Origin of the sequence: Bacillus sp. FSL K6-1218, assembly GCF_038006445.1 — a bacterium.
GTDB lineage: Bacteria > Bacillota > Bacilli > Bacillales > Bacillaceae_G > Bacillus_A > Bacillus_A thuringiensis_S.
Genome location: NZ_JBBOVE010000001.1, coordinates 4,486,768 through 4,502,904 on the forward strand (window position 1 = coordinate 4,486,768; position 16,137 = coordinate 4,502,904).

Consider the following 16,137-nt stretch of genomic DNA (forward strand, 5'->3'; position numbering starts at 1 on the left):
ACTCCTTTATTTGTTCTCTCAAAGAAAACCCCATGCAATTTTACGCATGGGTTACATCAATATCAAATTGTTTTAATTCCCTAACGAGACGTGCAATTGGTAAGCCAACTACACTATAGTAGTCCCCTTGAATATTTTGAACGAAAATAGATCCTTTACCTTGAATCCCATAACTACCGGCTTTATCAAGAGGTTCTTTCGACGCGACGTATGTATCAATTTCCTCTTCTGTTAGCTCCCAAAACGTAACTTCTGTACGCTCATAAAAAGTAACCGTTTTTTCTTTTGATATAATCGCAACACCTGTATACACTTCATGTGTTTTCCCTGATAATAATTGTAACATCTCTTTCGCCTCATCCTCATTAGAAGGCTTACCAAGAATACGCGACTCATATGTAACAATTGTATCTGCACCTAACACAATGTAATCACTATTATTTTCTGCCACCGCTGATGCTTTTTGCAAGGCAAGCGACATTACAATATCAGAAGGCGATGAATATGCACCAATTGTTTCCTCTACTTCACTTACAATGATTTCAAATGGTATGCTAGCTAACTCAAGCAATTCCTTCCTCCGAGGTGATCCTGAAGCTAAAATTATTTTTTTCATATTTTCTCCTTCCTTTCTCACATGAAGCAGAACAATTTATATCAATCGTATCAAAGGAGTAGTTTGTCCACAAATGAAAGAAATATTAATTTCTCTAACTAAAATAACAATTCTTTATTGCATACGATTATATTCCTGTCATAGAGAAAGCACTTTGCTCTAAATTCAAAAAGAAAGAAGTACATGTACTTCTTTCTTACTCATTTTATTATCCTATCATTTCACTTTCTACGAAACAATTTTTTCATACGAGAGTAAGCCATCAATAATAACTTGATTTAATTTCGCCAAAGATTCCTTATCCATTTTCCCATCTTTTACTGTTTGTACAGCTATCGACGTATACATATACAGTTTCTTTGCTTCTTCTCGCTTCATACTTTTCCCCTCTTTTTCAATCGCTTTCCATTCTTTTTTAATTGCTTCTATATCTTTTGCGCTGCTTTTTCCACCAACTTGTACACTAGAAGCATATTTTGCTAAATGAGTGTATAATGGCTGCACTTTTGTTAAAAATGTTCCTACTTCTTTATCATCTTTCAGCAACGCTTTATCTGTTATATCCCAGTTCTTTTTTAAAACGGAGACACCATCATTTTTATACTGAGTCATTAATTGATTTATAGCCTGTTCATCGCTAGCAATACCAACAACTATTGCATACTTATCCCCGCTCGGTCTCAAAGCTCCAATGCCCCCATTGCCTTTCCATTCTTCAAGAGCTGCTCGTCCCTTTTCTTCAGAAGAATAAAGCCCCCCTTGAACAAAAAATAATTTCATCGAATCCAATGACGCTCCTGCCTGTGCTTTTTGTTTTTCTTCTTTTGGTTCTGATGTTTGTCCTGCCGTTCCACCCACCTTTGATTCTCCATTCCCAGTCGGCTTGGAAGCTGTTACTTCACTTCCTCCTGTCGTTCCTTGTCCGGTGAGTAAATGAAGCATCCCCATTCCAAACGCCGTACCGATAATAATTGCGGTTGCAACGATTGCAATTAATGTATTACTCCACTTCTTTCGGTATTTTTCCACAGACATCGATTTCGCTTTTTGAAACGGAACAACATTTCTCGGTCGTTCACCTTCTACTACCATCCATTCAAATTCATCTTTCTTCTTTTCCTCATACTTCGCTTCTGTTCCATTCACTTTCACTGAGATCGTTCGTGATTGCTTGTCCATACACTCACACCTCACCTCTTATCGTTGTCCGCATCATATCATATTCCTTTCACAAAAAAACGAGATATTTGTCAGAGAAATTCGCCAAATAACCCTATATATTTATCTTATATGTATGCTTTTGACTTCATTTGTAGAACAAAAAACTAGATAGCAAAGACTATCTAGTTTTTCTCGCGAATATATTTTCGAACTTCAGAAATGAAATAAAGAGAACCTGTTATGATGAAAACATCATTTTCTCCTATCATTTCAACTTTTGTATCAATTGCATCTTTCCAATTTTCAAAAACTAATTTTGATTCTTTTTGTGAATATGATGCAAGTTTATCAGCAGAGATAGCACGATCAAAGGCGAATGTTGTAAAAATAATTTCATCTGCAATGGTTTCTAATTGGCCTACCATGTTATGCAATTGTTTATCACCAAGGGCAGTAAATAAAACTATTACATTTTTATCTTTGTAATGCGCTTCTACTGTTTTCACAAGGCTTTCAATACCTTCTGGATTATGGGCACCATCTATAATAATATCCGGGTTACTTTGCAGCTTTTCAAAGCGCCCAATCCAATACGCTTCCCGTAATCCCGTTCTTATTTCCTCTTCCTCAATTAAAAATGATAGATATGTTTTTACATACATGACTGCCATAAGTGCTAGCGCTGCATTTCCTACTTGATGAATGCCTTTCATTGAGATTTGCAAATCTTCAAATGCGGCAAAAGGACAAGTAAAATCAAACTGTTCCCCATCTTCTTTAGACTGCTTATGTAACGCTGTAAAATGCTTGCCAAGTTCGTATAGGTTTGCATGGTTTTCCTTTGCAACATTTTGAATGACTTCCAAAGCTTCTTCGTCCTGCACACCAGTAATTACCGGCACGCCAGACTTAATAATCCCCGCCTTTTCATATGCAATTTCTCCTAGTGTATTCCCTAAAATATGCATATGATCGTGACCGATATTTGTAATAATCGTGAGAACAGGGTGTATAACATTAGTAGAATCAAAACGTCCACCAAGCCCTGTTTCAAGTAAAACAACATCACAGAAATTGACTTTACCGAAATAACAAATTGCCATAACAGTAATAATTTCAAACTCCGTCGCTTCCCCTAAATCCGTCTCATCTAGTTTTTCCACGACTGGTTTTACCATCTTTACAAGTTCAGTAATCTCTTCATCTGCAATTGGTGTCCCATTCACACTAATGCGTTCATTAAATGTTTCGATATAAGGAGAGGTGAACGTTCCTACCTTATATTTCGCGCCTTCTAACATGTAGCGCATATATGTTAACGTTGAACCTTTTCCATTTGTACCAGCAAGATGAACACATTTTATATGACGCTCTGGATTTCCGAGTTCTTCTAGCATCCATCTCATTCTTTCTAATCCTGGCTTAATTCCAAATTTCAATCGGCTATGAATCCATCCTATCGCTTCTTCGTATGTATGTATCACGTATGCTTTTCCCCTTTCAAAAGACAACTTTCATAGTTCTATTATACGCAAAGAAAAGAGACTCACCAATATAGTGAGTCTCTAAAAACATTTTTACTTTTCAAGATCTACTAGACGTTGACGAACTGCTTCGCGTTTTTCTAGGTAATCTTGCTCTTTCGCACGCTCTCCTTCAATAACTGCCGCAGGAGCTTTCGCTACGAAACCTTGGTTAGAAAGTTTCTTCTGTACACGTTCTACTTCTTTATCGAACTTCTCAAGTTCTTTCTCAAGACGAGCTCTCTCTTCATCAAGATTGATAAGATCAGCTAATGGTAAGAATAACTCTGCACCTGATACGATTGCAGTCATTGCTTTTTCTGGCGCTTGTAAATCTGTTTGAATTGTTAATTCGCTTGGATTACAGAAACGCTCAATGTAAGAGCTGTTTTTCGTAAGTTGAGCAAGTACAGCCTCATCTTTTGCTTTAATTTGCATTTGAACTTTTTTGCTCATTGGCGTATTTACTTCTGCACGGATGTTACGAACAGAGCGAATGATATCAACTAGAAGGTGCATTTCTGCCGCAGCTTCCGTATCTTGTAAATCTTCGCGAACTGTTGGCCACGCAGCTACTGTAATAGATTCGCCTTCGCGTGGTAAATATTGCCAAATTTTTTCTGTTACGAATGGCATAAATGGGTGTAATAGACGCATTGTTTGGTCTAATACGTAAGCTAAAATAGAACGAGTTGTTTTCTTAGCTGCTTCATCTTCACCGTATAGTGGAAGCTTCGCCATTTCAATGTACCAGTCACAGAAATCGTCCCAAATGAAGTTGTATAATGAACGTCCAGCTTCACCGAACTCATATTTATCCATGTTACGTGTTACACTTTCGATTGTTTCGTTTAAGCGAGTTAAGATCCACTTATCTGCAACTGATTTTTCACCAGTTAAATCGATTTCTTCATACTTCATATCATCCATGTTCATTAATACGAAGCGTGATGCATTCCAAATTTTATTAATGAAGTTCCAAGTAGATTCTACTTTCTCCATGCTGAAGCGTAAATCTTGACCTGGTGCACTTCCTGTTGATAAGAAATAGCGCATTGCATCTGCACCGTACTTCTCGATAACATCCATTGGGTCAATACCGTTACCAAGAGATTTACTCATCTTACGACCTTGCTCATCACGAACTAAACCGTGAATTAATACATCTTTAAATGGACGCTCGCCTGTAAACTCTAAACCTTGGAAAATCATACGAGATACCCAGAAGAAGATGATGTCATAACCAGTTACTAATGCATCTGTTGAATAGTAGCGCTTAAAGTCTGCTGAATCTTCATCCGGCCAACCAAGTGTTGAGAACGGCCATAGCGCTGAACTGAACCATGTATCAAGTACGTCATTATCTTGATTCCAGTTTTCAATATCTGCTGGTGCTTCTGTACCTACGTATACTTCACCAGTTTCTTTATGATACCAAGCTGGAATACGGTGTCCCCACCATAATTGACGAGAAATACACCAGTCATGAATGTTTTCCATCCAGCGTAAGTATGTGTTTTCAAAACGCTCTGGTACGAACGTTACTTTTTCTTCTTCTTTTTGTTGAAGTGCTACTGCTTTTTCTGCAAGTGGAGCCATTTTTACGAACCATTGTGTTGATAAGTAAGGCTCAACTACTGCACCGCTACGCTCACTATGACCTACTGAATGCATATGAGGCTCGATTTCTACTAATACGCCAGCCTCTTGTAAGTCTTTCACTAATGCTTTACGGCATTCGAAACGATCCATACCGTTATACTTACCAGCTTTTTCGTTCATCGATCCATCTTCATTCATTACTAAGATGCGCGGTAAGTCATGACGGTTACCTACTTCAAAATCATTCGGGTCATGAGCTGGTGTAATTTTTACAACACCTGTTCCGAAGTCTTTTTCTACGTACTCATCAGCAATAATCGGAATCTCACGGCCTACGATTGGAAGTGTAACTGTTTTTCCGATTAAATGTTTGTAACGATCATCTTCCGGATGAACTGCTACTGCTGTATCACCAAGCATCGTTTCTGGACGAGTTGTAGCAAGACGAATGTGACCTGAACCGTCTGTTAACGGATAGTTCATATGGTAGAATGCACCTTGAACTTCTTTATGAATTACTTCAATATCAGAAAGAGCTGTGCGTGTTGCTGGATCCCAGTTGATAATATATTCACCGCGGTAAATTAAGCCTTTTTCGTATAATTGAACGAATACTTTATTAACCGCATCAGATAAACCTTCGTCTAATGTGAAACGTTCGCGAGAATAGTCTAGTCCTAAACCAACTTTCCCCCATTGTTGACGAATGTGAGAAGCGTATTCTTCTTTCCATTCCCAAGCTTTTTCAAGGAATTTCTCACGGCCAAGATCGTAACGTGAAATACCTTCTTCACGAAGTTTTCCTTCTACTTTCGCTTGTGTTGCGATACCAGCATGGTCCATTCCTGGAAGCCATAACACATCGTAACCTTGCATACGCTTCGTACGAGTTAAAATATCTTGAAGAGTTGTATCCCAAGCATGACCTAAGTGTAACTTACCAGTTACGTTCGGAGGTGGAATTACAATTGTATACGGTTGTTTCTTCTCGTCTCCTGTTGCTTCAAAATATTTGCCTTCTAGCCACCACTGATAAAGGCCTTCTTCAACGGACATATGATCATATTTAGTTGGTAAATTCTTTTCCGTGTTTGACATTATTTTCCCTCCTTAAAATAAAAAATGTCCCTCATCCAAAAAAGGACGAGGGACATCGCGGTACCACCTTTATTTACAAACAAATTCATAATTTGCTTATACTCTTAATTTGATAACGGACAAATCCGTCTTTTCCTAATGAGAACTATTCCGTTCAGAAAAGATGCTCCAGGGCTACCTTCTAACATAACTATCTAGAGAATCTCCCAGCTAATGATTCTCCTCTCTGAAGACGTTTCATGTTATACTCTTCCCCTTCAAGGCATTTATATGATTGTTAATTATTATATACAATAGTGTAAAAAACGAAACCTTATTCGTCAAGATAAATTTAAGTCTATGAATTTTCGGGCGCACAAAAAAAGATAAGTAGCATTCTCTACTTATCTTCTTTATCTCGCTATTTGCGGGCAGTAAGATCCCTATATCAAAATTCAGCTGAAGCAAAGAAGTTAGGCGGGAGCCCCGCTGATTAAAGTTTTACTTTACCCGTTCCCTTGCTGGGCAGCTTGTAATTGTGATAGGAAATATTCTATATTGCTAACGAGCCAATGCGATTGTTGCAAACTCTTTACTTCCCGCAATTCATTTTCCTCGTTGCGATTATCTTTTCTTTTTCTATACGAACCGATTTGTCGAATAAATTGTGATGGGTACGTCATATAAGCAAACATGAGAAGTTGCTCTTCTTTCGTAAACGGAAAATTTTTTTGATACATTTGAAACCATTCAAACCGATCACTTCTTGCGATTGGATATGTGTTTAAAGACCGTGAATAAAAACCTACTATATCTTGCACAGGCGTTGCAAACTTCGATTTTTCCAAACTAATAAAATAGCCATTCCGCTCATAGTCAAATAAAAAATGATTAAGTGACACGTTACCATGCACAAAAGTAATACGCGTTTTATCTTTTTCTTTCATCGCATCGTTCCACTCATTTAATTGCTTCGTTGCAAATTCACGCGCTCTCATTACATGATGATAGTACGTACAATATTGCAATTCAAGCGGGGACATATACCATTTTGATTCAGATTCTACGAGAAACTCTTCTAACATCTCACCATCATTTTCCCAGCGATTGGATATAGTTGTATAATGTTTTTCTAAATCTTCTTCCGTATACGTTTCTTCCTTCACAGTTTTTTGATGCAACGTTCCGAGTGTCTGAAACATTTTATGGTATTGATCATTGTCCTCACCATTTCCTTCTGCACGTTCTAACCAAGGCATTAAATAATAATTATACGTCCCGTCACTTAAAATATAATTTCCATCCGTCGCATGGTATATAGGTACATAATTTGAAAAACCTTTCTCCTTCAAATATTGAATATGATGCAGAAAGTTATTCCGCTCTAACTTTCTGCCTTCTATTTTCTTAAGTGCATATGGACCTTGATTCGTATAAATTTTCATTACACTTCCGTGCTCTTCCATATGCTGCGTATCCAATCTATATTGCCTCACGATAGGTTCATAGTGATTTCGCAATTCAATATCCATACGAATAACCCTTTCTATTCAAAACATAGCTTCTAAGAAAAGAAGTGAGTGAAAACACTCACTTCTTTATTTCGCCTTTACTCTTGAAACGGGAATATAAATAATTTGCCCCGTATTTAAAAATATATCTTCTGTTTGATTGACACGGTACAAATTTTGTACCGATGTTTCATAACGGTCTGCAATAGATTCAATTGTATCCCCTTCTTGCACGAAATACATTCTTAACTTTGTAAATTCCTCTTCCGGTTCTTTCGTAAATAGTTTTGTTAAATAAAGCGCATTTTCATCTCGCTGTGAGTACTCTTCTTCTTGTTCTTCCTGCTTTTTCGCTTTTTCTTTCTTGAAATCTTTTCGTCCGAACAATTCAAATTGCGGCGTTGTTTCTTGCTCCTCTTCACGCTCCACAAATTCATGTTCTTCTATTTTCTCTTCTTCTAATTCCTGCTCTTTTCTTTCCTCTAATTGGAACGGTTCAAATGCGTAATCTTCCCACTCATCTGATTCCTTGTATGTTGGTTCTTCTACATGCGGCGCCGGTCTATTCTCATCCTCTTGCGCTGAATCTTCTTCTAACTCAGCATACACCGTTTCTTCTTCATCCTCGCTTCTCTCTTCATCACATAAACCAGTAATAGATATATCCGCTAATAATTGTAAGCAACCATTTTCCTTTAATTCATAATCAAATTCCTCAATTGATACATATAGTTCTTCAATTACTTTCACTCGATTTCTCGGAATTGATATTTCAAGCGGAAAGGAATGAACAAGTTCATTAACCCCATCTTCCCTTGTTTCTACATAATCAATTGACTTTGCTGGCGATAGTTCTCTTAGTGAATACGCCGAATCATCTTGCCTTGCAACATACTCTCCCGTTAAATCTAATTGCCCTCTCACGATTACTTCATGATCAAGCTCTTCTATCTCAACGTCTGGATCTAACGAAATTGACAAAAGTTCATCGACTTCCTGTCCCTTTTGGAACCAAACAGATTCTTTTAATGAAAATCGTAACGAATGATCTGCAGCCACTTCTTTTCCCCCTCCCAAACTATATGTCATTACAGATTTATGTAGGGAAAGCTTACTTTATGAATAAAAAAAATCGCTCCCCTTATGGAGAGCGATTTTTCTCTAATACATTATTTTAATTTTGACATTGCAATTTCAGCCGCTGCAATTGTCGCCTCAATATCTGCGTCACTATGTGCTGTCGATAAGAATAAACCTTCGAATTGAGATGGTGGCAAGAATACACCTTGTTCTACCATTTCACGATAGTAAGCCGCAAAGAATTCTAAGTTTGAAGATTTTGCTGCATCGTAATTAATAACGGGCTCATCTGTAAAGAAAATACCAATCATAGAACCTGCACGATTAATATGATGTGGAATGCCATGTTTTTCAGCTGCTTTACGTAATCCAGCTTCTAACATTTCAGCTTTACGCTCAAATTCTACATATGATTCTGGCGTTAACTGTACTAACGTTTCATAACCTGCTGCCATTGCAAGTGGGTTACCTGATAAAGTACCAGCTTGATAAATCGGTCCGCTTGGCGCAATTTGGCGCATAATTTCTGCTTTACCACCGTACGCTCCTACTGGTAAGCCACCACCGATTACTTTACCTAAACAAGTTAAATCAGGTGTTACACCGTAGTAACCTTGTCCACAGTTATAAGCAACACGGAATCCTGTCATTACTTCATCAAAAATAAGCAGTGCACCGTTTTGTTCTGTTACTTCACGAAGTCCCTCTAAAAATCCTGGTTGCGGAGGAACAACACCCATATTCCCTGCCACTGGTTCTACAATTACACAAGCAATATCATCACCGAATTGTTCAAAAGCGTATTTCACACTTTCTAAATCATTATAAGCTACTGTAATCGTATTTTTCGCTACACCTTCTGGTACGCCAGGGCTATCTGGTAAACCTAGAGTCGCCACACCAGAACCAGCTTTAATTAATAACGAATCACCATGACCGTGGTAACAACCGATGAATTTCAAGATTTTATTACGGCCTGTATAACCACGAGCTAAACGTAGTGCACTCATTGTCGCTTCTGTTCCAGAGTTGACCATGCGGACAATTTCAATCGATGGTACACGCTCAATAACAAGTTTCGCTAATTTATTTTCGATTTCTGTCGGTGCACCGAAGCTTGTACCTCTTTCAGCAACAGATTTTAACGCTTCAACAACACGATCATTTGCATGACCATGAATTAAAGGCCCCCATGATAATACGTAGTCGATGTATTCATTTCCATCAATATCATATACTTTAGAGCCTTTACCACGCTCCATAAACAACGGATTCATCCCAACAGACTTAAAGGCACGAACTGGGCTATTTACGCCACCAGGCATTAAGTCTTGCGCCTCTTCAAACGCTGCAATTGACTTATCAAACTTTTTCATTATTTAGCTCCTCCTTCTTGCAACCATTTTGCTGCATCTTTCGCATGATACGTAATAATTAAGTCTGCTCCTGCACGTTTCATGCTAATTAATTTTTCAAGCACAACTTCTTTTTCATTAATCCAACCATTTTGCGCTGCCGCTTTAATCATTGAATATTCACCACTTACGTTGTAAGCAACGATTGGTAAATTAAAGTTATTTTTCACATCACGAATGATATCTAAGTAAGAAAGAGCTGGCTTTACAATTAAGAAATCAGCCCCTTCCATTACATCTGATTCCGCTTCACGGAATGCTTCCATACGGTTCGCTGGGTCCATTTGATATGTTTTACGGTCACCAAATTGCGGCGCACCGTGCGCAGCATCACGGAATGGCCCATAAAATGCTGATGAATATTTCACAGCGTACGACATAACTGGCACGTGTCCAAAACCATTTTCATCTAATGCATGGCGAATTGCTGTTACGAAGCCGTCCATCATGTTTGATGGCGCAATAATGTCCGCTCCTGCCTTCGCTTGACTTACAGCTGTTTTCGCAAGAACTGCAAGGGACTCGTCATTTAAAATAATACCATCTTCAATTACACCGCAATGACCATGACTTGTAAATTGACATAAACATGTATCCGCAACTACTACTAGCTCGGGGAAATCGCCTTTAATTTGTTGAATAGCACGTTGTACAATTCCATGATCACAATATGCTGATGATCCAACTTCATCCTTTTCAGCAGGTAAACCAAATACAATAACAGAACGAATACCTAAATCAACAACTTCTTGCATTTCAGTTTGCAATAAATCTAAAGACATTTGATATACGCCTGGCATAGAAGGAACTTCATTACGAACATTTTCACCTTCTAATACAAAAATAGGGTAAATAAAATCTTCCGTATGTAAAAACGTTTCACGCACAAGTGCACGCATACTACCGCTTTGTCTTAAACGACGATGACGATTAAATTGTAAAGAGTTCATAGATTTCTATCCCCATTCTTTCATTTTATAGATTCACAAACACATTGTAGTAATGCTTCTACAGTGTACTCTTTCGGCACAATAACAGACGGAAAATAACGACTTGCCTCTTTTTCCGTAATAGGTCCTATACAAGCAATTGTACATTTTTTTGTCCATTCTCTCCAGTTTGTACCCTCAAGTAAACGAACAAAACTAGTAACAGTTGAAGGGCTCGTAAATGTAATAATGTCTATTTTCCCTAACTTCAACGCTGCTATAAGCTCTTGCTTTTTTTCTACATTCACTTTCGTACCATATACGATTAACTCATCTAGAGAAACACCAATTTCCCGAAGTTTAACTGGTATTACATCTCTTGCTAAATTCCCTTTCGGAAATAAAATATGTTCGTTTCCACTTAATTCTTTTAGAAACTCTTCTGCAAATGCTTCTGCAACAAATGAAGTTGGAACAAAATGAACTTGATAGCCCCTTTTTTCTAACTCTAATTTTGTTTTCACACCTACCGCAGCGATTTTAATGGTTAGCGGTAGTTTCTTGTTCAAACTATCTAGAAAAAAAGCTACACCATTTCTGCTCGTAAAAATAACCCAGTCATACGAATGTAGCTGCCCTTCAATATGTTGAATTTGCCTATGAGACATACCTTCCATATGCAAAAGCGGAATTTCCAATGGAATTCCGCTCTTTTCTTTCACTGCTACACTCATTTGTTTCGCTTGATGCTGGGCACGTGTAATCAATACCGTTTTTCCAGCGAGAGCGTTCATATTTATTGTTGCTCCTTATTTGCAGCAAGAATGAGTTCTTTGGCGCCTTGTTTAATTAAACGGCCCGCGGCTTCTAATCCTACTTCCTCAGGATTAGTACCTACTACTGTCTCTTTTAATAAAACAGAGCCATCCATAGAGCCAACAAGAGCTGTTAATTCGATTGTATCGTTTTCTTTAAGGGTTGCATATCCAGCGATTGGAACTTGACATCCACCTTCAAGTTTATGAAGAAATACTCGCTCCGCTGCCACTGTTCTTTCTGTTATCGCATCATTAATATGCGATAACAACTGCAATAAATCCTTATCATCCTCACGACATTCAATCGCTAATGCACCTTGTCCTACAGCAGGTACACATAACGTTTCATCTAAATGTTCTGTAATAACTTCATCATCCCAGCCCATTCTTTGTAATCCAGCTGTCGCTAAAATAATCGCATCGTAATCCTCTTCTTTTAATTTACGTAAACGTGTATCGATATTTCCGCGAATCCACTTCACTTGTAAATCTGGTCTCGCAGCGAGTAGTTGTGCACTACGTCTTAAACTACTCGTACCTAAAATAGCACCTTCCGCTAACTCTTTAAACGATGCTCCATTTTTTGAGATAAAAGCATCACGAGGGTCAACACGCTTTGGTGTACAGCCAATCATTAACCCTTCTGGAAGTACGGCTGGCATATCTTTCATACTATGTACAGCCATATCGATTTCTTTCGTAAGTAACGCATGCTCAATTTCTTTAACGAACAAACCTTTTCCGCCTACTTTTGAAAGAGTAACATCTAAAATCACATCACCTTTAGTGACAATTTCTTTCACTTCAAATTCATATGGTAAACCAAGTGCTTTTAACTGATCAATAAACCAGTTTGTTTGTGTTAATGCTAGCTTACTCTTTCGTGACCCTACAATAATTTTGCGCATAATTCTCTCTCCTCATTATAAATACCAAAAGTGGAAATTAGATAAACTACTTAATAAAAAAATGTTAACTAGCATTACGAGAAAGGCCCCTACATTCCACAGTACAATTTTCTTCCCTTGCAACACATCTGCCGCTCTTAAATACAAGCCCGCACAATATACAAATAGAACGACAAACGAACCAATTACTTTCGTATCATACCAATGAAAATTATCCAATTTTGTATATCCCCATATGCACCCTAATAAAATTGCTAGTAAGAAAAATGGAACAGAAAATAAATTTAATCCGTAAGACGTAGATTCAAGCTTCGGTAAATTCCCTAACCTTCTTAATCTCGCATTCCACTTTTTCTTTTTTAATAGGCGATATTGCAGTAAATACATAATAGAAAAAATAAACGATACCGTAAACGTTGCATAAGAAATAATCGCCATTCCAACATGCACGTATACAAGTTCCGAAACTAATTGCTCTGCAAGTACTGGCGACATCTTTCCGAGCGGTGTAAAAATAGAAAAAGCGCTTACGCCAAATGCAACAACATTTGTAAAGAAGACTAAAAAGTCAACGCGCATAAATCGATTTATGACTAACGACATCGTAATCAATAACCAAACATAAAAATAAATCCCTGATAATAAAGTTAAAATGGGGTTCGTTTCTGAATCTGTCGCCCTAAGCAACATAAAAATAGACTGCAATACCCATACAATCGAAAGTAACCAAAAAGCAAATCGGTTCGCCTTTCGGTTACTTTGGAAATAATCTATAAAATATAAACTAATGCTACAAGCATATAAAATAATTGCAATATGATAAATAATACTGTTATTTAAAAAACTCATCCGATCATCCTTCCAAATTATAAAGATGGAACGGATGGTGTCCACACTCTTTTATGTTCTACTTCTTCCGCACGACTCTCTACTTCTTCCGTTTCTAAATCGAAAATCTTCGCAAATAACGCTAATTTTTCGCTCGCTCCCTCTTCAGCAGCTATTTCTTTCGCTACTAAAATTGGGTCTTTTAATAATTGATTAATAATACTTTTCGTATGCTTACTAATGACTTTTTTCTCACGATCACTAAGGTTTGGTATTTTTCGCTCTAGGCTTACCATCGTTTCACTTTGGATTGCAAGTGCCTTATCACGAAGAGCTGATATTAATGGAACAACACCAAGTGTACTTAACCACGTTTTAAATAGAACAATTTCCTCTTCAATCATAAATTGAATTTTCTCCGCTTCTTTCAAACGCTCAGCACGATTTGCTTCCACTACTCCTTGCAGATCATCAATGTCATATAAAAAAGAACCTTCTAACTCATCAATCGCTGGATCAATATCACGTGGTACTGCAATATCAACCATAAATAAAGGACGACCAGAGCGCATTTTCTCCACCTTTGTCATCATCTCTTTCGTAATGACATACTCAGATGCACCAGTTGAACTAATTAAAATATCTGCTTCTAATAATGCACATTGTAATTCGCTTAACGATTTTGCATGTCCCATATATTTCTCAGCCATTACTTCTGCTTTCGAAAGCGTCCTATTCATAACCGTTACTTTACGAGCACCACTTCCATATAAGTTTTGCAGTGCAAGTTCGCCCATTTTACCAGCACCAAGAATAAGCACATGACAATTTGTTAACTCGCCAAATATTTTCTTTCCAAGCTCAACAGCAGCATAACTAACAGACATTGCACTTTCCCCGATTGTTGTTTCTGAGTGGGCACGTTTTGCTAATGTAATGACTTGCTTAAACAATTCATTAAAAATTGTGCCTGTTGCTTTAACTTGTTGCGCTTCTAAAAAGCTATCTTTTATTTGACCTAAAATCTGCGTTTCTCCGACTATCATCGAATCTAAACCGCACGTTACGCGGAATAAATGATCTATTGCACCATCTTGTTCAAAAATAGTTAAATATGGCGCGACTTCTTCTATTTCAAGCTGAAACCAATCAGCTAAAAACTTCTTAATATAATACCGTCCCGTGTGTAATTGATCGACAACAGCATAAATCTCAGTGCGATTACAAGTTGATACAATGACATTCTCTAACACGCTCTTTTGATTTTGTAATGTAGTCATCGCTCGCTCTAGCTCTGCTGCCTGAAATGTGAGTTTCTCACGAAATTCTACAGGGGCTGTTCGATAATTTACACTAACAACAAGAATATGCACGCAGCATGTCCCCCTTCACCCGTTTTATCACTTTATCTACTATCATAATACAACTTTCCTCTTATGAATCTGACAATCGTGTGAACAACCGATTATTTTTTAATTATTCTCCGTATGTAATAAAGGAGATTCAGTAAACTAATAAAAAATCTTCTACTTTATAATGATTATAAATTAATAACTCTATTTGTACGTTACCAAAAAAAGTCCTCATAATCAAGTGATGGAAACTATTCCATATAAATTATAACATCATCTTTCCTATCTTCTTTCATCATGAAGGAAAATATGTATGATTGTTCCAAAATGTAGCAAACACTTTCTCAATACAATGTATTTGACATTTTATTTATTTTTCGTTATATTGATTTTACAAAATTAAATTGCGCACAACTTAATTAGAAAGGAGTTATGTATGACAGAGGACTCTTTGCATCTAGATAACCAACTTTGTTTTTCTATTTATGCCTGTTCTAGAGAGGTTACTCGTTTTTATCGACCTTATTTAGAAGAGATGGGTATTACGTATCCCCAGTACATTACTTTACTCGTACTATGGGAGCAAGATGGACTAACAGTAAAAGAAATTGGAGAACGTCTATTTTTAGATTCCGGTACGTTAACACCTATGTTAAAACGAATGGAATCATTAAAACTTGTAAAACGTGTTCGTTCCAAAGAAGACGAGCGAAAAGTTTGTATTGAATTAACAGAACAAGGCAAAGATTTAAAGGAAAAGGCTTGCTCATTACCGACAACGATGGCTACAAATTTAGGAATTACAGAGCACGAATATCGCTCTTTATTAATTGAGCTAAATAAACTAATTGAAACAATGAAAACAATTAATAATGGAAAAGGGGAATAAATATGGATAAATTATATACTGCTTCAGTAACAGCAACAGGTGGAAGAAATGGGAAAGTAGTTTCAGATGATGGCATATTAAATCTTGATGTAAAAATGCCGAAAGCACTAGGTGGTGCAGGCGGAGAAGCAACAAATCCAGAACAACTATTTGCAGCTGGTTATGCAGCTTGTTTTGATAGTGCATTACAACTTGTCATTCGTACAAAACGTATGAAAGTAGAAAGTACAGAAGTAACCGCTCACGTTTCTATCGGAAAAGATACAGACGGTGGTTTTGGCCTATCTGCCGTGCTTGATGTACATGTCGCTGGCGTTTCACATAGCGAAGCAAAAGAACTTGTAGAAGCGGCTCACGGTGTATGTCCTTACTCTAAAGCAACACGAGGTAATATTGAAGTTACATTAAACGTACGTTAACAGCTTATA

Annotated in this window: 14 protein-coding genes and 1 other annotated feature; of the genes, 2 read left to right on the plus strand and 12 right to left on the minus strand. The window is 37.4% G+C overall.

The window, feature by feature from the left end:
* Positions 1-40: 40 nt before the first annotated feature.
* The 12 genes from MHI26_RS22910 to hemA form a co-directional block, all read right to left on the minus strand.
* Positions 41-616: a Maf family protein gene (locus MHI26_RS22910; RefSeq protein ID WP_000720490.1), complete on the minus strand. Its 576-nt coding sequence runs from the start codon at positions 614-616 to the stop codon at positions 41-43.
* A gap of 228 nt (positions 617-844) precedes the next feature.
* Positions 845-1,795: a hypothetical protein gene (locus MHI26_RS22915; RefSeq protein ID WP_061666256.1), complete on the minus strand. Its 951-nt coding sequence runs from the start codon at positions 1,793-1,795 to the stop codon at positions 845-847.
* Positions 1,796-1,959: 164 nt separating this feature from the next.
* The gene (locus MHI26_RS22920; protein ID WP_061666255.1) at positions 1,960-3,261 is read right to left on the minus strand and encodes a bifunctional folylpolyglutamate synthase/dihydrofolate synthase; all 1,302 of its coding nucleotides are present in this window, start codon (positions 3,259-3,261) and stop codon (positions 1,960-1,962) included.
* A 93-nt stretch (positions 3,262-3,354) separates the two neighbouring features.
* Positions 3,355-6,000, minus strand: a complete 2,646-nt coding sequence (locus MHI26_RS22925; RefSeq protein ID WP_061666254.1) for a valine--tRNA ligase — start codon at positions 5,998-6,000, stop codon at positions 3,355-3,357.
* 38 nt (positions 6,001-6,038) lie between these two features.
* Positions 6,039-6,270: a binding site (T-box leader), on the minus strand.
* A 215-nt stretch (positions 6,271-6,485) separates the two neighbouring features.
* A complete protein-coding gene (ysxE, locus tag MHI26_RS22930) occupies positions 6,486-7,511 on the minus strand; it encodes a spore coat protein YsxE (protein WP_000350661.1) in 1,026 nt (341 codons plus the stop codon).
* Positions 7,512-7,577: 66 nt separating this feature from the next.
* The gene (spoVID, locus tag MHI26_RS22935) at positions 7,578-8,549 is read right to left on the minus strand and encodes a stage VI sporulation protein D (protein WP_061666253.1); all 972 of its coding nucleotides are present in this window, start codon (positions 8,547-8,549) and stop codon (positions 7,578-7,580) included.
* 110 nt (positions 8,550-8,659) lie between these two features.
* Positions 8,660-9,946 carry a glutamate-1-semialdehyde 2,1-aminomutase gene (gene hemL, locus MHI26_RS22940; protein ID WP_000712938.1) on the minus strand — a complete coding sequence of 429 codons (1,287 nt, stop codon included), beginning with the start codon at positions 9,944-9,946 and terminating at the stop codon, positions 8,660-8,662.
* The gene (gene hemB, locus MHI26_RS22945; protein ID WP_001087081.1) at positions 9,946-10,935 is read right to left on the minus strand and encodes a porphobilinogen synthase; all 990 of its coding nucleotides are present in this window, start codon (positions 10,933-10,935) and stop codon (positions 9,946-9,948) included. Before hemB ends, hemL begins: the two co-directional genes overlap by 1 nt.
* A gap of 20 nt (positions 10,936-10,955) precedes the next feature.
* Complete coding sequence (gene hemD, locus MHI26_RS22950; RefSeq protein ID WP_061666252.1) at positions 10,956-11,708, minus strand: uroporphyrinogen-III synthase; 753 nt, start codon at positions 11,706-11,708, stop codon at positions 10,956-10,958.
* Between the two features lie 2 nt (positions 11,709-11,710).
* Positions 11,711-12,640: a hydroxymethylbilane synthase gene (gene hemC, locus MHI26_RS22955; protein ID WP_001226405.1), complete on the minus strand. Its 930-nt coding sequence runs from the start codon at positions 12,638-12,640 to the stop codon at positions 11,711-11,713.
* Positions 12,641-12,655: 15 nt separating this feature from the next.
* Positions 12,656-13,489, minus strand: coding sequence for a cytochrome c biogenesis protein (locus tag MHI26_RS22960; RefSeq protein WP_000009002.1), 834 nt, complete (start codon positions 13,487-13,489; stop codon positions 12,656-12,658).
* A 17-nt stretch (positions 13,490-13,506) separates the two neighbouring features.
* Positions 13,507-14,841 (minus strand): glutamyl-tRNA reductase, encoded by a 1,335-nt coding sequence (gene hemA, locus MHI26_RS22965; protein WP_061666251.1) that lies wholly within the window; start codon positions 14,839-14,841, stop codon positions 13,507-13,509.
* Between the two features lie 415 nt (positions 14,842-15,256).
* Here hemA and MHI26_RS22970 point away from each other — a divergent pair, with 415 nt between their 5' ends.
* Positions 15,257-15,709, plus strand: coding sequence for a MarR family winged helix-turn-helix transcriptional regulator (locus MHI26_RS22970; protein WP_000133912.1), 453 nt, complete (start codon positions 15,257-15,259; stop codon positions 15,707-15,709).
* 2 nt (positions 15,710-15,711) lie between these two features.
* A complete protein-coding gene (locus tag MHI26_RS22975) occupies positions 15,712-16,128 on the plus strand; it encodes an organic hydroperoxide resistance protein (RefSeq protein ID WP_000359773.1) in 417 nt (138 codons plus the stop codon).
* The last annotated feature ends 9 nt before the right edge of the window (positions 16,129-16,137 follow it).

What these genes read in the sequence shown, in the direction of transcription:
- hemB (WP_001087081.1), bottom strand. Translation starts at nt 10,935, where the DNA reads ATGAACTCTTTACAATTTAATCGTCATCGTCGTTTAAGACAAAGCGGT.
- hemD (WP_061666252.1), bottom strand. Translation starts at nt 11,708, where the DNA reads ATGAACGCTCTCGCTGGAAAAACGGTATTGATTACACGTGCCCAGCAT.
- MHI26_RS22910 (WP_000720490.1), bottom strand. Translation starts at nt 616, where the DNA reads ATGAAAAAAATAATTTTAGCTTCAGGATCACCTCGGAGGAAGGAATTG.
- MHI26_RS22975 (WP_000359773.1), top strand. Translation starts at nt 15,712, where the DNA reads ATGGATAAATTATATACTGCTTCAGTAACAGCAACAGGTGGAAGAAAT.
- hemC (WP_001226405.1), bottom strand. Translation starts at nt 12,640, where the DNA reads ATGCGCAAAATTATTGTAGGGTCACGAAAGAGTAAGCTAGCATTAACA.
- MHI26_RS22915 (WP_061666256.1), bottom strand. Translation starts at nt 1,795, where the DNA reads ATGGACAAGCAATCACGAACGATCTCAGTGAAAGTGAATGGAACAGAA.
- ysxE (WP_000350661.1), bottom strand. Translation starts at nt 7,511, where the DNA reads ATGGATATTGAATTGCGAAATCACTATGAACCTATCGTGAGGCAATAT.
- MHI26_RS22970 (WP_000133912.1), top strand. Translation starts at nt 15,257, where the DNA reads ATGACAGAGGACTCTTTGCATCTAGATAACCAACTTTGTTTTTCTATT.
- hemL (WP_000712938.1), bottom strand. Translation starts at nt 9,946, where the DNA reads ATGAAAAAGTTTGATAAGTCAATTGCAGCGTTTGAAGAGGCGCAAGAC.
- MHI26_RS22960 (WP_000009002.1), bottom strand. Translation starts at nt 13,489, where the DNA reads ATGAGTTTTTTAAATAACAGTATTATTTATCATATTGCAATTATTTTA.
- MHI26_RS22925 (WP_061666254.1), bottom strand. Translation starts at nt 6,000, where the DNA reads ATGTCAAACACGGAAAAGAATTTACCAACTAAATATGATCATATGTCC.